The following is a 17,028-nucleotide window of genomic DNA, read 5'->3' as shown; positions in this document are numbered from 1 at the left end:
GTAACACCCGGACCGGTGTGCGAGAGCATCGCATTCAACGACGGGGCAACGGCAGCACCGCGAGCGTGCGCTTGACCGCGTTGGGCCGAGCGGCCAGCGCCGACTTGCAGGCCGGCTCGTTGCGGGCGAACGAGATCAGGATCCCGAGCGCGAGCAGCGTTGTCACCAGGGCGGATCCGCCGGACGAGACCAGCGGCAGCGGCACACCGATGATCGGCAGCAGGCCGGTCACCGAGCCGATGTTGATCATCGCCTGGACGAGGATCCAGGCCATGATGCCCGCGGTCGCCAGCCGGACGAAGAAGTCCTTGCTGGTGACGATCAGCCGGTAGCAGGCGTAACCGAGGGCGACGTAGAGGGCGATGACGGCGAGGGTGCCCGGCAGACCGAGCTCCTCGCCGATGATCGCGAAGATGAAGTCGTTGTGCGCCTCCGGCAGCCAGGACCACTTCTCCCGGCTCGCGCCGAGGCCCACGCCCCACCAGCCGCCATCGGCCATCGCGTAGAGGCCGTGGACCTTCTGATAGCAGCCCTGGGTCTGCGCGTTGATGCAGGTGCCGAGCCAGGCGTCGAGCCGCCCGGTGCGGTTGCTGTTGGTCGCCACGAAGGCGAGTGTGACCGCGACCGCGGCGCCGCCGACGATCGCGAAGACCCGCATCCGGACGCCCGCGACGAAGAGGACGGAACCGACGATGGCGGCCAGCACCATCGTGGTGCCCAGGTCGTGGCCGAGCAGCACGAGACCGAGGAGCAACAGCGCCATCGGTACGAGCGGGATCATCACGTGCCGCCACTCCCCGAGGACCTTGCGCTTGCGCGTCAGGATCATCGCAGCGACCAGGATGATGGCGATCTTGCCGGCTTCCGACGGTTGCAGGCTGAAGCTGCCGAAGCCGATCCAGTTGCGGTTGCCCTGCACGGTGCGGCCGATCGGCGAGAAGACCGCCAACTGCAACAGCACCGCGCCGGTGAAGGCAGGCAGCGCCGCCCACTTCCACATCCGCACCGACACCCGGCTGGCGATCACCGCGACGACGACACCGATCGCGGCATACATCGCCTGGTTCTTGAAGACGGTGTATGACGAACCGCTCGACTGGTAGGACGTGACGCTCGAGGCGGACAGCACCATCACCAGGCCGAAGAGCAGCAGCATGCCGGTGGAGCCGAGCAGCAGGTAATAGGGGGCGACCGGCGACTCCAGCCGCTTCATCAGGCTCTTGGGCTGGAAGCGGGACAGGTCGAAGGCGGACTCGGTCGAGCTGGTGGAACTCATTGCAAACCCTGGACCGCAGCGGCGAAGGCATCGCCGCGGGCGCCGTAGTTGTCGAACATGTCCATCGAGGCCGCGGCCGGGGCCAGCAGCACCACGTCGCCAGGTCGAGCCAGTGATTGCGCAGCGCGGACCACCTCAGCCATGGCCCCAGTGTCGGTGCTGGCGATGTCGACGACCGGGACATCCGGCGCGTGTCGGTGCAATGCCTCCGCCAGCTGTGCCCGGTCGCGGCCGAGCAACACCGCTGCCCGCAGCCGTGGCGCCGCCGCCTGCACCAGGTCCTCGACGTCGGCGCCCTTGAGCAGGCCGCCGGCGATCCAGACGATGTGGTCGTAGGCGGTGACCGAAGCCATCGCGGCGTCGGTGTTGGTGGCCTTGGAGTCGTCGATGTAGGCGACCTCGCCGACCCGGCCGACGCTCTGGACCCGGTGCGGTTGCGGCCGGTAGGCACGCAGGCCGTCCCGCACCGCCGCCGGCGTGACGCCGTAGGAACGGGCCAGCGCCGCCGCGGCCAGCGCATCGGCCACGTAGTGCGGCGCCGGCGGCACTCCGTCGATGGTCAGGTCCTGGATGGTCGCCAGCTCGGCGGCGCTCGTGCGCCGGTCGTCGACGAAAGCCCGGTCGGCGAGCACGTCGTCGACCACACCGACCATCGAGATCGCCGGCGTGCCGGTGGTGAAGCCGATCGCGCGGCAGCCCTCGACGACGTCGGCGTCCATCAACAGTTGTTCGGTGGTCGGGTCCTGCGCGTTGTAGATCGCGGCGACCTGGGTCTGCTCGAAGACGCGACCTTTGACGCGCCGGTATTCGTCATACGAACCGTGCCAGTCGATGTGGTCGGGCGCGACGTTGAGCAGGCACGAGGCGTATGGCGACAGGCTCTGCGACCAGTGCAACTGGAAGCTGGACAGCTCGACCGCGAGCACGTCGAACGGCTCGGGGTGCAGCACGGCCTCCAGGATCGGCGTGCCGACGTTGCCGGCGGCGACCGCGCGCAGTCCGGCGGCCTGCAGGATCGACTCGAGCATCGTGACGGCGGTGGTCTTGCCGTTGGTGCCGGTGATCGTCAGCCAGGGCGCGGCGCCCTCGGCGGGACGCATCCGCCACGCGAGCTCCACCTCGCCCCAGACCGGGATGCCGGCCTCCGCGGCGGCGAGCAGGAAGGTGTTCGACGGCGGCACGCCAGGCGAGGTCACGACCAGCTCGGTGCCCTCCGGCGGCGTGGCGGGCGCGTCGTCTCCGAACAGCACGGTGACACCCAGCGTCTGCAGGATCTGGGCGCGCTTGTCGATGGCGCCGCCGGAGTCGCGGCTGATCACGGTGACGACCGCGTCCCGCTGCATCAGCGCATCCGCGGCCGCGAAGCCGGACAGTCCCAGCCCGACGACCACGACAGGTGTTGCCGACCAGGTGGTGGGTTCAGACACCGCCGACGATCCATTCGGCATAGAACACGCCGAGTCCGGCCGCGACACAGAGTCCGCAGATGATCCAGAAGCGGATGGTCACGGTGACCTGCTCCCAGCCGAGCATCTCGAAGTGGTGGTGGATAGGCGTCATCCGGAACAGCCGCTTGCCGACACCGCCGTTGCTGCGCTTGGTCAGCTTGAAATAGCCGACCTGCAGGATCACCGACATCGTCTCCAGCACGAAGAGGCCGCCGAGGATGACCACGAGCAGCTCGGTGCGAGTGGTGATCGCCAAGCCGGCGAGCGCTCCGCCGAGACCGAGCGAGCCGGTGTCTCCCATGAAGATCTTGGCCGGAGAGGCGTTCCACCACAGGAAGCCGAAGCAGGCGCCCATCACGCACGCCGCGACCACTGCGAGATCGAGGGGGTCGCGCACGTCGTAACACTTGGAGTTGGTGACCCACTGGCAGTTCTGGTTGAACTGCCACACGCTGATCAGCACGTAGGCGCCGAACACCATCACGCTGGCGCCGGCCGCCTGGCCGTCCAGCCCGTCGGTGAGGTTCACACCGTTGCTGGTCCCGGCGATCATCAGGTTGGCCCACAGCACGAAGAGGATCACGCCGAGCACCGTGCCGCCGAACGCCAGGTTGAGCCACGTGTCGCGCACGAACGAGATGCGGTAGCTGGCCGGGCTGATGCCCTCCCGGGAAAACTTGGTGGCCAGGATCGCGAAGATGACCGCGACCGCCGTCTGCCCGACGAGCTTCTGCACCGAGGTCAGGCCGAGCGACCGCTCGCGGGTGATCTTGAACCAGTCGTCCAGGAAGCCCACCAGTCCGAGGCCGGCCATCAGGAACAGCACCAACATGCCGGAGGCCGTCGGCGCGTCCCAGGTGAAGAGGTGCGCGAGCGCATAGCCGACGACGGTGCCGGCGATGATCACGATGCCGCCCATCTGTGGCGTGCCGCGCTTGGTGTGGTGGCTGGTCGGACCGTCGTCGCGGACGAACTGTCCCCAGCCCTTGGCCTTGGCCAGCTCGATGAAGTAGCGGGTGCCGACCAGCCCGATGATGAGCGCGACCAGCGCCCCGATGAGTACGAGCTTCACCGCGGAGTCCTCGGTGCGACACCTCGCGGCGGGAGAACTGCGGTCGTCCGAGCCGCCAGGGGCCTACGCATGCGCCGGTCCATCTTCTTGAAGAAACCCACCTTGTTCGACAGTGATCCGGTCCCCGAGGTATCGCAGCCCTGAGTCACGACTTGACTTGAAGAGTATGACGTCTGGCGGCGCCAGGAGTTGCATCACGATGCGGTGTGCCTCCTCCACGTCCGCGGCGCGCTCGACCGGAACACCGGCCGACTCCGCTGCGGCGGCGATCGGCTCTGCACCCGCGCCGACGGCGACGACGACCTGAGTGCCCAGGGCGGCGGCCGTCATACCGACGTCGCGGTGCGCCGACGCGCTGAGACCGCCCAGCTCACGCATCTCACCGAGCACGGCGATGGTGCGCCGTCCGCGACCCATCCGCTGCAGCGCGTGCAGCGCGGCGCCCATCGAGTCGGGGTTGGCGTTGTAGGCGTCGTTGATCAGCGTCACGCCGCTGGGCAGCTGGTGGACCTCCATCCGCCAGCGGCTGACCGGGCGGGCACCGGCCAGGCCGGTTGCGATCTGCTCCGGCGCGACGCCGAGCTCGCGGGCCGCGACGGCCACGGCCAGTGCGTTGCCGATCTGGTGCTCACCGTGCAGACCGAGCCGCACCGGCAACGCCGGCACACCGTCCAGGCCGGTGATGGTGAAGGACGGCCGGTCCTGCTCGTCCAGCTCGACGTCGATGGCACGCACCTGCGCGTCGGCGCCACGGCCGACGGTGACGACGCGGGCCACGCTGCGGCGCACCATCGCGGCGACCCGCGGGTCATCGGAGTTGAGCACGGCCAGTCCGGTGGTCGGCAGCGCCTCCACCAGCTCGCCCTTGGTCTGCGCAATCGCCTCGACCGAGCCGAATTCGCCCACGTGCGCGGTGCCTACGTTGAGCACGATGCCGATCGACGGCGGTGCGATCCGGGCGAGGTAGCTGATGTTGCCGATGTTGGTGGCGCCCATCTCGGCGACGAGGAAGCGCGTGTCGCCGGTGACGCGGCACACCGTCAGCGGGACGCCGACCTCGGAGTTGTAGGACCCGACCGGCGCGACGGTCTCCCCCACCGGTGCGAGCACCTGGGCGAGCAGGTCCTTGGTGGAGGTCTTGCCGGAGCTGCCGGTGATGCCGACGATCCGCAACCGCGGCGCCCGGTCGACGACCGCCCTGGCCAAATCGGCGAACGCCTGCTGCACGTCTGACACCACCACGGTCGGTATGCCGGGCAGCGGGCGCGACCCGAGCACGCCGACGGCGCCCGCCTCGATCGCGGACCCGGCGAAGTCGTGCCCGTCGGCATGCTCGCCGATGCGAGCGACATACAGGCTGCCGGGCTCCGCCTCACGCGAGTCGGTGACCACGGCGCCGTCGACGCGGTGATCGTCACCGTGCAAAGTGCCGCCGGTGACTGCGGCGATTTCGTTGAGTGTGAACGCGATCATGGTCTGTCAGGGTTTGCGACTGCTCGAGGCGTCGTAGGTGAGCGGGTAGGGGGACGCCTGCTTGCCGGTGGGCGGCACGCCGGCCTTGTTCAGCGCGTAGCTCATCACCTTGGAGAAGACCGGACCGGCGACGTCGCCGCCGAACATGCTGCCCTTGGTCGGGCGCTGCAGCGTCACCGCGACGATGTAGCGCGGGTTCTTGGCCGGCGCGAAACCGATGAACGACGCCGTCACACCGTTGTAGCGACCCAGCGTGGAGTCGTAACGGTCGGCGGTGCCGGTCTTGCCGGCGATGGAGTAGCCGTGCACTGCGGCGTCCTTGGCGGTGCCCGTCTTGGAGATGACGCCCTCCATCATCTTGGTCAGCGTGTCCGCGGTCGACTTCTTGATCACTCGCTTGGGCGTCCGGCTGTCCGCGGGAGCGGTGTAATTGTCGCCCTCGCCGATGCCCTTGACCAGTTTGACCGGCTCCTTGACGCCGTCGTTGGCGATGGTCGCGAAGACCGACGCCTCCTGGATCGCGGTGCTGGCCAGGCCCTGGCCGAACATCACCGTGAAGCGCTGGGTCGCGCTCCAGTTCTTGTATGGCGCCAGCACGCCGTCGGACTCACCCGGGTAGCCCAGACCGGAGGTCTGGCCGAGACCGAAGTCGCGCAGATAGTGGTAGAGCGTGCCCCGGGCCAGCTTGCTGCCCTCGAGCATGGTGCCGATGTTGGAGGACTGCGACAACACACCGGACAGGGTCAGGTGTTCGGTGCCGTGCTCCTCCGCGTCGTGGAAGGTGGTGCCGGCGCGGGTCAGGGTCGGCGGCACGGTGACGTGCGTGGTCGGAGTGGCCTTCTTCTTCTCCAGCAGCGCCGCCATGGTGATGACCTTGCTGGTGGAGCCGGGCTCGTAGGCGCTGGTGAACGGCTTGGACTGCAACTCGGTCCTGGTCGCGCTGCCGACGTTGTTGTTGTCGAAGCTCGGGTAGCTCGCGACCGCCTTGAGGTTCTGCTGGGTGTCCATGATGACGACCTCACCGGACAGCGAGCCGGACTTCTTGACCTGGTCGGCAATGGCGTTCTGGGCATACCACTGCAGATCGTTGTCCAGCGTCAGCTTGACGTTCTTGCCGTCGACCGCCGGGGTGTCCTTGTTGTCACCGGTCGCGATCATCGTGCCGTCGGGCGCCTGCTCGTAGACGTGCTTGCCCGGGGTGCCGTTGAGGACCTTCTGCTTCATCTGCTCGACGCCACCGCCGCCCTGACCGTTGCCGCCGACCCAGCCGAGCAGCGGTGCGAGCGAAGTGCCCTGCGGGTACTGCCGGTCGGTGCTGGACTCGCTGTAGACGCCCGGTATGCCGAGGTCGGCGATCCTGCGCCACTGGCGCGGCGTGATGTTCTTGGTGAGGTAGGTGAACCGCGACTTCTTCTTGTATGCCGCCTGCATCGCGTCCAGGATCGGCTTCGGCTCCACGCCGATGGCGTCGGCGATGTCGATCGCCGCACCGGGCAGGCCCACCTCGACGACCTCTCCGTCGATCCGCTTCTTGTAGGTCGCCGTTGCCGTCGGATCGTCCGTGACGTTGTAGCGGTCGACGCTCGAGGCGAGCACGACGCCGTTGGAGTCGACGATCTGACCACGCAACGCCGGCAGCACCGTGGAGTGCAACCGGGAGTCGAGTGCCTTGGCAGACACGCCCTGCGCGTCGAGGCCCTGGATGCGCAGCAGTTGGGCGGTGAAGAGGCTGAAGACGATCAGCGTCGCGATCATCAGGAAACGGGCCCGCCGTCGCGGATGCCCGACCCCGAGGGCGACCGGGCGACGTGGGCGCGCGGGCGGCGGCGTCGAAGCCTGCGGGCGACGCGGTGCGTGCTGCTGCGCGCGGGCCTTGTGCTGCTCGGCGCGGCCGGCGCGGGCGGCCCCCGACCGCGGGCGTGCGGTGCTGCGTTGGGTGCCGCTGCCGGTGGGGCGCTTGGCACCGGCTGCCCGAGACGAACCACTGGGACGCGTGGGGCGCGCTCCGGGGCGTCGGGACGTGGTCACTGTCTACCTCGCGGGGATCGGCTACTTGGTGGACTTGGTCGGCTTGGTGGACTTGGCTGCGGTGTCGCCGGTGGACTTCGTTGCTGTGGCGGAGGGCTTCGGGTCGGCCTTGGCGGGCTTCTTCGTGTCCTTCGCCGGTGGTGCGGACTTGTCGGTCTTGGGAGCCTCGGCCACCTTCGCCTTGGTCACCTTGAGAGTCTCGGGCTTGGTCACCAGCAGACCCGATGAGGCGGCGCTGACGGCCGTGCCCGCGGCCCGCGAAGCGGGTGTCGACGGCAGCGTGCCCACCGTAAACGTGGAGTCATCACCGGACCGTTTCGCCACGCCGATCACGGTGCCATCCGCCTTGCGCACGTAGCGGATCTTGGCCGCCGGGGCCAGCCCCATCTTCTGTGCGCGCAGCGCCAACTGCTGCGGCGCTGACTGCGCGTCGATCTCGCTGGACAGCTGCTGCTGCTCGTCGGTCAACGCCGCCGACTTGGCCTGCAGCTTCTTGATCGCGAAGGACTCCTGTGCCCGGTTGGTGTTGAGCAGCAACAGCGACAGCAGGCCACCGACCAGCAGCAGGACGCAGAGCACGACGAAGCCGACTCCGGTGTGCTCGGCGGCGTCCTTGGTCTGGACGACGCGCAGTCGCGGCGCGGTCTGAGGAGCACTGCGAGCGGGGCGTGCCGATCGGGCGGCCCGTGAAGTAGGCCGTGGGAGCGCGGTCAGCTGACTCATCGACGGAGTCCCTTCGTCCTCGATTGCTGGACCCCACGGTTCGTGGGGAGGATACGTTCGGCGGCGCGGAATCGTGCGGACGCCGCGCGTGGGTTGTCTGCTATTTCTTCGTCGGTCGGCTGCTCACCGCCCCGGGTGAGCAACTTCAGGTATGGCGCGTGCTCCGGCAGCTCGACCGGCAACCCGGGAGGTGCCGTGCTGGTCGCGCCGGCGGTCAGCGCCCGCTTGGTGATCCGGTCCTCCAGCGAGTGGTAGGACAGCACCGCGATCCGGCCGCCCACCGCGAGCGCTTCGATCGCAGCCGGCAGCGCGGCCTCCCACGCGGCGAGTTCGCCGTTGACCTCGATGCGCAGCGCCTGGAACGTGCGCTTGCCCGGGTGGCCACCGGAGCGCTGGGAGGCGCCCGGTATGACGCGCCGCAGCAGCTCCACCAGCCGCGCCGAGTCGGTGAAGGGTTCCTTCTCGCGCTCGCGCACCACGGCGCCGGCGATCTTGCGCGCGAAACGCTCCTCGCCATACACGCGCAGGATCCGGGTGAGGTCGGCCGCCGAATAGGTGTTGAGCACGTCGGCCGCGGTCGGGCCGGTGGTCTGGTCCATGCGCATGTCGAGCGGTGCGTCCACGCTGTATGCGAAGCCGCGCCCGGTCTCGTCCAGTTGGAGTGACGAGACGCCCAGGTCGAAGAGGACACCGTCGACCGAGGTGACGCCGCGCTCGGCGAGCGCGTCGATCGCCTCGTCATACACGGCGTGCACGGGTTGGAAGCGGTCACCGAACGGTGCGAGCCGCTCCCCCGCCAGCCGCAATGCGTCGGTGTCGCGGTCGACGCCGTATGCCGTCACGTGCGGGCACGCGGTCAGGATCGCCTCGGTGTGGCCGCCCATGCCGAGTGTGCCGTCCAGGAAGACGGCGCCCGGGTGATCGAGGGACGGCGTGAGGAGTTCGGTGATCCGCGCGGCGAGCACCGGCGTGTGCCTACCGGCGGCGTCACCTGTGGTCACACCCGTCTCCTTCTGCGCGATCATCATCTGCTGCCGTCATCGGTGATGCCCGGCGGTCGTTTCTGAGTCTTGGTCCCCAGCCGCTCGAACGTCCCGGTCGGTGAGTCCGGCACCGGGGAAGGTGTGCCGGAATCGCCTGCGGGGTAAGCGGATGGAGGCCGAGCGTCAGAACAGACCGCCAGGAATCACCTCCTCGCCCTGGTCGGCGAAGTCATCCTCGGTTGCAGCGAGGAAGTCGTTCCAGGCCGTGGTGTCCCACACCTCGACCCGGTTGCCGGTGCCGATGACCGTGCACTCCTTGGAGAGCCCGGCGTAGTCACGCAGCACCGCGGGGATCGTCACGCGCCCCTGCTTGTCCGGGATCTCGTCCGAGGCCGCGGACAGCAGCACGCGCTGGAAGTTGCGGACCGCTCGGTTGGTCACGGGCGTGTTGCTCATCTCGGCGGTCAGCCGCTCGAAGTCGGCCATCCCGAAGACGTAGAGACAGCGCTCCTGCCCCCGGGTGACGACCAGTCCGCCGGCGAGCTTCTCGCGGAACTTCGCCGGCAGTGCCAGCCGCCCCTTGTCGTCCAGGCGAGGTGTGTACGTGCCGAGAAACATGCACAGCACCTCCTCCCATTGCGCCGCTGCTCACCAACTGCCCCCACCCTACTCCACTTCCCCCCACCTGTCCTCCCCCCGATGCCCTGTCGGCGGGCAGAACTGCACGTTTATGCAGGTCAGCGCGGTGGGTGCCGGTGGGGAGAAAAGTCACGCAATGCCTCGGACCTGGACCCCGTCACGTGAAGGACGGCGCCGGAAACACCTGATTTCAGTGATTTGGGGCGCGGGACCCGCACGCACGGTGCACGGTGGGGAGAAGTGGGAGCGGCACGCACGTGAGGCCGCCGCCCGGATGGGTCACGATTGGAGAGCATCGTTGGCCGAATCAGATGACCGGCGGGCGACCATCAGGCAGGATCGAGCCATGTCCTCCACAACCGACACCGACCCCGTCACCCCGGAGGCCGGAGCCGCCACTGCCCATGACCCGACGGAACAGCCCGCCACGATCGAAGACGTCCAGCGGGTGGCTTCCGACATACACCGGGCGGTCTCCTCGGTGATCGAGGGCAAGGCCGAGGTCATCCAGACGGCCGTGGTGGTGCTGCTCGCCGGCGGACACCTGCTGCTGGAGGACGTGCCCGGTGTCGGCAAGACGATGCTCGCCAAAGCCCTCGCCCGGTCGATCGACTCACCGATGCGACGCATCCAGTTCACCCCCGACCTGCTGCCCAGCGACGTGACCGGCGTCAGTGTCTTCAATCAGGACTCGCGCACCTTCGAGTTCCGACGCGGCGCGATATTCGCCAACATCGTGGTCGGCGACGAGATCAACCGGGCCTCTCCCAAGACGCAGTCGGCGCTGCTGGAGTGCATGGAGGAGGGCCAGGTCACCGTCGACGGCGACACCTACCGGCTCGCCGAACCGTTCATGGTGATGGCGACCCAGAACCCCATCGAGATGGAAGGCACCTACCCGCTGCCGGAGGCCCAGCGTGACCGCTTCATGGCACGCATCTCGATGGGTTACCCGACCTCGGCGGCCGAGCTGGAGATGCTCGACGTGCACGGTGGGGTGCCACCGCTGGACCGGCTGACGCCGGTCGCCGACGGTGCGACCGTCCAGCGGATGGCACGGCGGGTGACCGAGGTCCACGCCAGCCCGGCGCTGCGGCAGTACATCGTCGACATCGCCGGTGCGACCCGCGCCAGCAGTTCGCTGCGGCTGGGTGCCTCGCCGCGTGCGTCATTGCAGCTGCTGCGCGCAGCGCGAGCGACCGCGGCCCTCGCCGGCCGCGACCACGTCATACCCGAGGACGTGCAGCTGCTCATCGAGCCGGTGCTCGCGCATCGGGTGATCCTGTCCAGTGACAACCAGCACCTGCACCGCGGTGTCGGCGGCGTCCTCGCCGAGATCGTGCGGCGAGTGGCGGTCCCCTCCGGCCCACGCTGATGGCCGAGCCTCGACGTCATACCTTCACCGGCCTCGGCCGGGGGTTCGTGTCGGCCGGCATCGTGCTCACCGGCGCGGGGTTGTTCCTCGGCTTCGAGGACATCGTCCGGGTCGGTGTGCTGCTGGTGGTCCTCGCCCTGCTCGCGCTGGTCTTCGCGCGACGGGCCGCGCCACGCATCGACGTCCACCGGACCGTGACACCACCGACCGCCATACCCGACGAACGCACCGAGGTGCGGGTGACGTTCACCAACATCGATCATCGCTCCAGCCGGCTCTACCTCGCCGAGGAGCGCATCGACTACGTCCTCGGCGACCGGCCGCGCTTCGTGGTCGCCAAGCTCGAGCCGGGCGCTTCCCGCGAGGTGTCGTATGTCGTGCGAAGCCACCTACGGGGGCGCTACACGTTGGGGCCGGTCCTGCTGACCCAGCGCGAACCCTTCGGGTTGACCCACGTCACCGGCTCCCTGCAACGGACCGACGAGCTGCTCGTCCTACCCCGCGTCGTGCCGTTGGGGGCCACCCAGCCGCCCGGTTCCGGCATCGGCAACGACGGCGAGACCCCGCAGATGGTGGCACTGCACGGTGAGGACGACGTCAGCATCCGCAACTACCACGACGGCGACGACCTGCGGAAGGTCCACTGGCCCGCCACCGCGCACCGCGGCGAGCTGATGGTCCGCCAGGAGGACCGCCCGGCGCGGCGATCCGCGCTGGTCCTGCTGGATCCCCGGGAGACCGCACACGACGGCACCGGCGCCGCGAGCTCGTTCGAGTGGGCGGTGAGTGCCGTCGCCTCGATCGTGGTCCGGCTGGACGAGTTGGGCTATCGCACCCAACTGGTGACCCGCGAAGCGTTGCACGCCGCGCACGCCGACCTCATCGAGGTGCCCACGCAGCAGATGGTCGTGGATCTCGCGTCGGCGGCGCTGGGCAGCGACCAGGACTTCACCCGGGTGCTGTCGGTCGGACACGACCGGGTCGGCACCGGCGGTCTCGTCACGGCAGTCGTGGCCGCCGGCGACGACGACACCGGCGCGGAGTTGGCCGGGCTGCGCCAGCCGGGCGCGGCCGCCCTCGGCTTCGTCCTCGACAGTGCCAGTTTCGGCAGCAGCCACACCGACGGCCCGAGCGAGGCCGCCGTCCGGGTGCGCGACCGGTTGGCCGGAGCCGGCTGGCGGGTAGTCATCGTCGACGCGCACACACCGATCGCGCAGGCGTGGGCGACCGTCACCAACAAGGCGCTGGTCCAGGTGGGTTCGCTGTGATCGCCCGCGCGCGCCTGAGCGAGACCGGGCTGGCCGTCCTCGGCGCGGTCGTCGCGTTGTGGCCGCTGACCACGCTGCTGGAGGGCGGCGGCTGGCTGTGGGGGCTGATCCTGATGTGCGCGTTCGTCGCGCTGGTCGGTGCGGCGATGCGCACCGTCCGCGCGCCGGCGAGCGCGATCCTGCTCGTCCAGGTCGTCGCGCTGCTCGTGGTGGTGGCGCTGCTCAACCTGCACGATCACCTGGACACGACGTTCGCCTCCGCCATACACGATCTGGTGCAGGAGGCCAACGACACCGTCCGCAAATCGGCCGTCCCGGCACCGGTCACGCCCGGCCTGCTGATGATGCTGGAGCTCATCGTTCCCGGTCTGATGATCGGCATCGACTTCCTGTCGGTGACCAGCCGCCAGCCGGCACTCGCCGGCGTGCCGATGATGGTCATTTACATGCTGTCGACGTCCAACACCGGCAGCGCGCTCAACCCGTTCTTCTTCATCGCGCTCGCCGTCGTGTGGCTGACGATGCTGGCGCACGGCAGCGGGGTCCTGGTGCGGACCTGGTCCTCGGTGCGGGCGCGCGCGCTGACGCCGACGCTCCACGAGGATCAGCTCGGGCTGACCGGGCTGTCGTCCGCCGCGCGCACGCTCGGCCTGGTGACCATCGTGCTCGCCCTGGTGGTGCCGGTGTTGCTGCCGCACCCGGATCCGCACTACTTCGCCAAGGGCCTCGGCCGCGGCGGGTCCGGTGGCGGTGAGGGTGTCGTCGCGTTCAGCACCACCGTCAACCTCGCCAAGGACCTGCGCAAGACCGACGGCTCACCGGTGCTCACCTTCAGGACGACGGACCTGTCTCCCCCGCCGCTGCGTGTCACCGCAGGCGGCCGCTACTCCGACGGCGAATGGAAGGACTTCCCCAGCTCGACCGGCCTGGTGATCAGCAGCGACGGCAAGCCATTGCCACTGCCCGAGGGTGAGGCGAAGAGCGACAGCGCGTATGTCGAGACCATCAAGGTCACCGACAACACGATGTCGGCGCCGAACGTGCCGGCACCCTTCCCGATCGCCTCCGGTGACTTCGGGCAGACCCGCTGGGGGTATTCACCCACGACGCAGCAGCCCTACGTCACCCAGAAGGTCACGTCCTACGAGCTGGACTACCGGATCCCGCAGAAGGATGCCTACAAGACCGGACCGCTGCAGGACCAGCAGAAGTTCGCCGGCCAGCTACGGCTCGACCCGGCCTCGGCGTCCCGGGTGCGGGACCTGGCCGGCCGGATCGGCGGCAGTGACGCGTTCGACCGGGCGGTGCGGATCCAGAGTTATCTGCGCAGCGACGACTTCACCTACTCGCTGAAGCTGGCACCGACCCAGACCCGCGACGGCAAGAAGCTGGACCCGCTGTCCAATTTCCTGGTCACCAAACAGGGTTACTGCACCCAGTTCGCGACCGCGATGATCATGCTCGCCCGGGCGGACGGCATACCCGCTCGGATGGCGTTGGGCTTCCTGCCGGGAGCGCCGGCAGCAAACGACACCTACACGGTCCTGCAGTCCAGTGCGCACGCGTGGCCGGAGCTCTATCTGCGCGGGTTGGGGTGGACCCGCTTCGAGCCGACGCCGGGCACCCGGACCGGGGCGGCTCCGACATACACGAACGAATCGACGGCCGGCAACGGCGGCGGGCGGGTGCCCAACGCCGAGTCCAGCACCTCGTCGTCCTCGTCGGCCGCACCGGCGGCGCCGTCGACCCAGCCGACCAAGGCGGTCACGCCGTCGGGTCAGGGGCAGCGACGCACCGACTGGCTCGGCGATCTGCTGGTCGTCCTCGCAGTCCTGGCCGTCGGCCTGCTCGGTGCTCTGGTGTTGCCCTTGCTGGCACGCCGGCAGCGACAGTCGATCAGCGCACGGCTGCGGGAGCACCGACCGGTCGAGGCGCAGTGGCAGGTGCTGCAGACCCGCCTCGGTGATCTGGGGATCCCACCGCCCGAGGAGGAAGGTTCGCCCCGCGCGACCGAGCGCTACTACCGATCGCGTGCGGCGCTGCCGCCGACCGGGCTGGAGGCGCTGCACAGCGCCGTGCGCACGCTGGAGCAGGAGAGGTATGCCGCGCCCGGCACCGCCTCGGCCAGCATCGAGCAACAGTCCCGGAAGATCCTCGACGGGGTGCGACACCAGCAGTCGTGGCCGCAGCGGATCGGCTCGACGATCCTGCCGGCGTCCGGGCGCGCGGTGTTCCGCCGGGGCGTCGATCGGGTCATCGGCTGGCCGGCACGGCTGCTCGGCATGCGGCGTCGCTGACGAGGTCGTTCTGCGTCGGACCGGTGCCTAACCGGCGACGGTCGCCGCAACGGCACGGATCCCCGACCCCACCGCGTATACAACCGGCGACGGTCGCCACTTCGGTACCAGTTCACGAGGCAACAGCCCAGATCGACCAAGCGAACGACAAGCCAACGGCCGCGGAGACGACGACCGATATAGAGGGAAGCCCCTGACGAACTTGTTCGTCAGGGGCTTCCCTCTATATGGCGAGGAGTCGCAGCAAAGGGATCAGTCCAGGTAGTCGCGCAACACCTGCGAGCGCGACGGGTGCCGCAGCTTGCTCATCGTCTTGGACTCGATCTGGCGGATGCGCTCACGCGTGACGCCGTAGACCTTGCCGATCTCGTCGAGTGTCTTGGGCTGGCCGTCGGTCAGACCGAAGCGCATCGAGACGACCCCGGCCTCACGCTCGGACAGGGTGTCGAGCACCGAGTGCAGCTGCTCCTGCAGCAGCGTGAAGCTGACCGCGTCGGCGGGCACCACGGCCTCGGAGTCCTCGATGAGGTCACCGAACTCGCTGTCGCCGTCCTCGCCGAGCGGGGTGTGCAGCGAGATCGGCTCACGACCGTACTTCTGGACCTCGACGACCTTCTCCGGGGTCATGTCGAGCTCCTTGGCGAGCTCTTCCGGAGTGGGCTCGCGGCCCAGGTCCTGCAGCATCTGCCGCTGGACACGGGCGAGCTTGTTGATGACCTCGACCATGTGCACCGGGATGCGGATGGTGCGGGCCTGGTCCGCCATCGCACGGGTGATCGCCTGCCGAATCCACCAGGTGGCGTAGGTCGAGAACTTGTAGCCCTTGGTGTAGTCGAACTTCTCGACCGCGCGGATCAGACCGAGGTTGCCCTCCTGGATCAGGTCGAGGAAGAGCATGCCGCGACCGGTATAACGCTTGGCGAGCGAGACGACCAGACGCAGGTTGGCCTCGAGCAGGTGGTTCTTGGCCTTCTTGCCGTCCTGGGCGATCCACCACAGCTCGCGCTTGAGCTTCATGTCGATCTTGCCGCCGGCGTTGAGCTGCTCCTCGGCGAACAGGCCGGCCTCGATGCGCTTGGCCAGCTCGACCTCCTGCTCGGCGTTGAGGAGGGCGACCTTGCCGATCTGCTTCAGGTAGTCCTTGACCGGGTCTGCGGTGGCACCTGCGGTGACGACCTGCTGCGCCGGGGCGTCGTCCTCGTCGTCCTGCCGGATGACGAACGCGCCGGAAGCGCTGGTCTTCTCTTCTTCCTTGGTGTCCTTGCTGTCCTTCGGGTCGTCCTCGGCCGTCGGCTCGAGGACGGTGTCAGCCTTCTTGCGTGCTGCGGTCTTCTTCGCGGCGGCCTTCTTGGCCGGCTTCGCCTCGTCCTCGTCCACCGCCGGCTTCGACGCTGCGGCCTTCTTGGCCGTGGTCTTCTTCGCGGCGGTCTTCTTGGCCACCTTCGCGTCGTCGTCCTCGACGTCGGCCTTCTTGGCTGCGGGCTTCGCGGCGCCCTTGGCAGCCTTCTGGCTGGTGCCACGACGGGTCGTCGTGGTGGCGACCGCACGGGCCGCGGTCTCGGAGTCGAGCGTGACGGCGATGCCGTGCTCGTCCAGGGCGCGCAGCACGGTCTTCATCCGCTGCGGTGCGATCTCACTGGTCTCCAGAGCATCCTTCAGCTGTGAGCTGTCGATCGAGCCGTTCGCCTGACCGGCTGCGATCAACTGCTGCAGCGCCGGATGCGCGAACTCCGCCGGCAATGCCGGTGCGGGGGTTTTCGACACTGGGTCCACCAACTACCTTCCGAAACTGTCGGCCCGTGGTGCACGGACACCACTACGTTGCCGTCCGGGGGATGACGGCTGACCGAGGTTGGGGTTGAGAAGCGACCGTCACACTCGGCTGGTCCGGCCCGGCCACGAGCGCTTCCACACCATTATAAAACGATTCGGGGTGCGAAACATTCCATCGGGCCGGATCCGAGGCCCGATGAGCGCGTCACCGGAGCGCGAAACTCGTTAGTCCGTAACGTTTCCGGCCGGTATCGGTCACTCCGAAGGTTTGACTGCGAGGACCGGGCAGGAAGCGTCGAGCAGGATGCGTTGCGCATTGGCACCCAGGATCAACTTCCCGACGGGTGAGCGACGGCGCAGACCGATCACCAGCAGGTCCGCGGACTCCTCGTCGGCGATGCGCAACAGCTCGTCCGTGGCGTCGTCGGTCGGTCCGAGCGTGCGCACTTCGTAGCTGACGTCCTGGTCGGCCAGCTCGGCGAGTTGGGCACGTGCGTCAGGCGCCTGGTCCTCTCCCTCGGCGTGCGCCGAATCGAGCACCACCAACGGCGTCTGCCGGACGGCTGCCTCCGCAGCTGCTCTGCGCAGCGCGGCAGCGCCCTCCTTGGTCGGCACGTATCCCACCACAACAGCCACTGCGCGATCACCTCTTCCCGCCGCGTCCTCGGCGGCT

13 protein-coding genes are annotated in these 17,028 nt (G+C 68.8%); 3 read left to right on the top strand and 10 right to left on the bottom strand.

The window, feature by feature from the left end; all coding sequences use genetic code 11:
- Positions 1 to 34 precede the first annotated feature (34 nt).
- The 8 genes from ftsW to mraZ form a co-directional block, all read right to left on the bottom strand.
- Positions 35 to 1,276, bottom strand: a complete 1,242-nt coding sequence (gene ftsW / locus IEX71_RS02515) for a putative lipid II flippase FtsW (protein WP_188835367.1) — start codon at positions 1,274 to 1,276, stop codon at positions 35 to 37.
- Positions 1,273 to 2,724 (bottom strand): UDP-N-acetylmuramoyl-L-alanine--D-glutamate ligase, encoded by a 1,452-nt coding sequence (murD, locus tag IEX71_RS02510; RefSeq protein ID WP_188835366.1) that lies wholly within the window; start codon positions 2,722 to 2,724, stop codon positions 1,273 to 1,275. Before murD ends, ftsW begins: the two co-directional genes overlap by 4 nt.
- On the bottom strand, positions 2,696 to 3,796 hold the full coding sequence (mraY, locus tag IEX71_RS02505) for a phospho-N-acetylmuramoyl-pentapeptide-transferase (protein ID WP_188835365.1): 1,101 nt from the start codon (positions 3,794 to 3,796) through the stop codon (positions 2,696 to 2,698). Before mraY ends, murD begins: the two co-directional genes overlap by 29 nt.
- 63 nt (positions 3,797 to 3,859) lie before the next feature.
- Entirely contained in the window at positions 3,860 to 5,269 is a 1,410-nt protein-coding gene (locus IEX71_RS02500) for a UDP-N-acetylmuramoyl-tripeptide--D-alanyl-D-alanine ligase (RefSeq protein WP_188835364.1), read from the bottom strand.
- 6 nt (positions 5,270 to 5,275) lie between these two features.
- A complete protein-coding gene (locus IEX71_RS02495; RefSeq protein WP_229749395.1) occupies positions 5,276 to 7,297 on the bottom strand; it encodes a peptidoglycan D,D-transpeptidase FtsI family protein in 2,022 nt (673 codons plus the stop codon).
- A 21-nt stretch (positions 7,298 to 7,318) separates the two neighbouring features.
- On the bottom strand, positions 7,319 to 8,020 hold the full coding sequence (gene ftsL, locus IEX71_RS02490) for a cell division protein FtsL (protein WP_188835363.1): 702 nt from the start codon (positions 8,018 to 8,020) through the stop codon (positions 7,319 to 7,321).
- Complete coding sequence (gene rsmH / locus IEX71_RS02485) at positions 8,017 to 9,045, bottom strand: 16S rRNA (cytosine(1402)-N(4))-methyltransferase RsmH (protein ID WP_188835362.1); 1,029 nt, start codon at positions 9,043 to 9,045, stop codon at positions 8,017 to 8,019. The genes ftsL and rsmH overlap by 4 nt, the downstream gene beginning before the upstream one ends.
- Positions 9,046 to 9,186: 141 nt before the next feature.
- Positions 9,187 to 9,621, bottom strand: coding sequence for a division/cell wall cluster transcriptional repressor MraZ (gene mraZ, locus IEX71_RS02480; RefSeq protein WP_188835361.1), 435 nt, complete (start codon positions 9,619 to 9,621; stop codon positions 9,187 to 9,189).
- Positions 9,622 to 9,988: 367 nt separating this feature from the next.
- Here mraZ and IEX71_RS02475 point away from each other — a divergent pair, with 367 nt between their 5' ends.
- The 3 genes from IEX71_RS02475 to IEX71_RS02465 are packed head-to-tail and all read left to right on the top strand — an operon-like array spanning position 9,989 to position 14,582.
- The gene (locus IEX71_RS02475; RefSeq protein WP_188835360.1) at positions 9,989 to 11,017 is read left to right on the top strand and encodes an AAA family ATPase; all 1,029 of its coding nucleotides are present in this window, start codon (positions 9,989 to 9,991) and stop codon (positions 11,015 to 11,017) included.
- Positions 11,017 to 12,285 carry a DUF58 domain-containing protein gene (locus IEX71_RS02470; protein WP_188835359.1) on the top strand — a complete coding sequence of 423 codons (1,269 nt, stop codon included), beginning with the start codon at positions 11,017 to 11,019 and terminating at the stop codon, positions 12,283 to 12,285. Before IEX71_RS02475 ends, IEX71_RS02470 begins: the two co-directional genes overlap by 1 nt.
- Positions 12,282 to 14,582, top strand: a complete 2,301-nt coding sequence (locus tag IEX71_RS02465; RefSeq protein WP_188835358.1) for a transglutaminase TgpA family protein — start codon at positions 12,282 to 12,284, stop codon at positions 14,580 to 14,582. Before IEX71_RS02470 ends, IEX71_RS02465 begins: the two co-directional genes overlap by 4 nt.
- A 252-nt stretch (positions 14,583 to 14,834) precedes the next feature.
- Here IEX71_RS02465 and IEX71_RS02460 read toward each other — a convergent pair whose 3' ends face one another.
- Positions 14,835 to 16,346 carry an RNA polymerase sigma factor gene (locus IEX71_RS02460; RefSeq protein WP_188835357.1) on the bottom strand — a complete coding sequence of 504 codons (1,512 nt, stop codon included), beginning with the start codon at positions 16,344 to 16,346 and terminating at the stop codon, positions 14,835 to 14,837.
- A 264-nt stretch (positions 16,347 to 16,610) separates the two neighbouring features.
- Positions 16,611 to 16,991 carry a universal stress protein gene (locus IEX71_RS02455; RefSeq protein ID WP_188835356.1) on the bottom strand — a complete coding sequence of 127 codons (381 nt, stop codon included), beginning with the start codon at positions 16,989 to 16,991 and terminating at the stop codon, positions 16,611 to 16,613.
- Positions 16,992 to 17,028 lie beyond the last annotated feature (37 nt).

Origin of the sequence: Flexivirga endophytica, assembly GCF_014640635.1 — a bacterium.
GTDB lineage: Bacteria > Actinomycetota > Actinomycetes > Actinomycetales > Dermatophilaceae > Flexivirga > Flexivirga endophytica.
The sequence above is the reverse complement of the archived record's forward strand: the minus strand, read 5'-3'. Positions and strand labels throughout refer to the sequence as shown.

Bases quoted from the DNA above. Each gene is read 5' to 3' on its own strand.
- ftsW (WP_188835367.1), bottom strand. From the start codon at position 1,276: ATGAGTTCCACCAGCTCGACCGAGTCCGCCTTCGACCTGTCCCGCTTC.
- murD (WP_188835366.1), bottom strand. From the start codon at position 2,724: ATGCCGAATGGATCGTCGGCGGTGTCTGAACCCACCACCTGGTCGGCA.
- IEX71_RS02500 (WP_188835364.1), bottom strand. From the start codon at position 5,269: ATGATCGCGTTCACACTCAACGAAATCGCCGCAGTCACCGGCGGCACT.
- ftsL (WP_188835363.1), bottom strand. From the start codon at position 8,020: ATGAGTCAGCTGACCGCGCTCCCACGGCCTACTTCACGGGCCGCCCGA.
- rsmH (WP_188835362.1), bottom strand. From the start codon at position 9,045: ATGATCGCGCAGAAGGAGACGGGTGTGACCACAGGTGACGCCGCCGGT.
- mraZ (WP_188835361.1), bottom strand. From the start codon at position 9,621: ATGTTTCTCGGCACGTACACACCTCGCCTGGACGACAAGGGGCGGCTG.
- IEX71_RS02475 (WP_188835360.1), top strand. From the start codon at position 9,989: ATGTCCTCCACAACCGACACCGACCCCGTCACCCCGGAGGCCGGAGCC.
- IEX71_RS02470 (WP_188835359.1), top strand. From the start codon at position 11,017: ATGGCCGAGCCTCGACGTCATACCTTCACCGGCCTCGGCCGGGGGTTC.